Annotated in this window: 3 pseudogenes; 2 read left to right on the top strand and 1 reads right to left on the bottom strand. The window is 60.9% G+C overall.

The features are described 5' to 3' along the window. Positions 1-156: 156 nt before the first annotated feature. Positions 157-825, bottom strand: a pseudogene (locus tag AB3X86_RS38110) (IS630 family transposase); the annotation flags it as partial. Here AB3X86_RS38110 and AB3X86_RS38105 point away from each other — a divergent pair. Together AB3X86_RS38105 and AB3X86_RS38100 are read left to right on the top strand one after the other, a co-directional pair. Next, a pseudogene (locus AB3X86_RS38105) lies at positions 799-1,286 on the top strand (IS3 family transposase); the annotation flags it as partial. The pseudogenes AB3X86_RS38110 and AB3X86_RS38105 sit on opposite strands and share 27 nt — an antisense overlap. A gap of 50 nt (positions 1,287-1,336) precedes the next feature. Then, positions 1,337-1,525: pseudogene (locus AB3X86_RS38100) on the top strand (IS3 family transposase); the annotation flags it as partial. Positions 1,526-1,684 lie beyond the last annotated feature (159 nt).

Below are 1,684 nucleotides of genomic sequence, written 5' to 3'. Positions count from 1 at the left end.
AATGGGTGGACTGGTTCAACAATCGTCGGCTCTTCGGCCCCATCGGCAACATTCCACCTGCCGAGGCAGAAGCCGCTTACTATGCAAATCTCGCTGAGTCTGTCACTGTGGCATGACGCAAGCAAAAACGGTCTCCGGAAAACCCGGGGCGGCTCACTTCCAGCGCATCTGTCCTTTATTCGTCACGGTGGAGATGACCGACAGGCCGGCACGCTTCGCGTTGACCTTGAGCACCGGTGTCTTTCCCGTGGGCGCGTAACCGCGGCCCCGAACATCGTCGGAGCGCAGTCCGGTTTCATCACCCCAGTGGACTTCGGCTCCTTCAGCCTGGGCCCGCTGCGCAATGGCAGGATAGTGTTCATCGAGCCACTTCCTGATCGCCGCCGGCGATTGCTCATAAGCTTCTTCAATGGCTTTTGCGGGGTGAAGCCCCAGCGCCACAGATACAGCCCCATCGTACGAACCGGCACACGGATGCCGAACCGTTGTTCGATCACTTCGGCCACGCTCTGACGGGTCCACAGGGCATAAGGCATTTTCAACTGGTCAGGTGTGCGGTCCCGGATGATTTTCTGCACGACCCGCTCCTGATCTGCGCTCAGGCTGCGTCCGGTACCCGGCGGACGACCGCGAGGCCCGACATCCACGGCACGCCAGCCGCCCCGCCTCGTACGCCTTGCAGGCCGCAATCACCGTCGTGGGCGACATCTCGCAACGCAGCGCCACCTCTTTCAACGCTACGCCTTCGATGCGCATCTTCACCGCGCGGCGACGGCGTTCATTCAGTGCCGCCAACGGAATGCTGCCGAACAGGCGCGCGAGCAACGTCAGCAGCCCAAAGAAGACAAGCAGCGCATCAAACAACTGGAAAAGGAGTTGAAGCGCAAAGAGAAGGGCACAGGCAGAAGCTGCGGCGCTGCTCGTACTTCGAAAAAAGCCCAGGCGATCTGGGGAGAACAAGAGGACGACTGACCAATGTCCCTGATCGCCTGTTATGCATATCGTTGATCCGAGAGGCGGTGGGCTCGGGCTGCCGCCTGCAGAAGGCTGTGAAGAGTTGGGGCTGAGCGGCACGCACGTTCCAGCGCTGGGTGGATGACGGCGACGCTGTACGCCGATGGCCGCGTACGCCAAATCGGCCAGAGCCGCGTAACAAGCTGAGCGAAGCCGAGCGGCGGCAGATTCTCGAGGTGGCCAATAGTGCCGAATTTGCGAGCTTGCCGCCTAGTCAAATCGTGCCGAGCTTGGCAGACCGCGGTGTGTGCCTGGCGTCGGAATCGAGCTTTTAGCGGGTGCTGCGCGACGCTTCGCAACAACACCGCCGAGGTCGTGCGCAAGCCTGAAAAATGAACGGGTTCATGCAGCGCGCTATCGCACGCATCGCGAAGCCGCAGCGGACTTGTTCGAATACATCGAAGTGTTTTACAACCGCAGTCGTCGTCATTCGTCACTCGGCTTTGTGTCGCCGGCCCAGTTCATGCGAGACTGGCTCGTGGCTCAGCAGGCAACGGATGTAGCTGCATAACCCCGGGCCTCGCGGCTGCGCCACTACGTGCAAGACTGAGATTGACCCGCAAAAACGGACATCTATCCTTTGGAGAAGGAGGTGCCGATTATGGCCAAGCATCGTACCCCGTACCCGGCGGAATTTCGGGCGCAACTGGTCGAGCTGGTGAAGGCCGGA

Source organism: Paraburkholderia sp. BR14374 (genome assembly GCF_040948685.1).
Lineage (GTDB): Bacteria > Pseudomonadota > Gammaproteobacteria > Burkholderiales > Burkholderiaceae > Paraburkholderia > Paraburkholderia youngii.
This window is presented reverse-complemented; position numbering and strand designations above follow the sequence as displayed.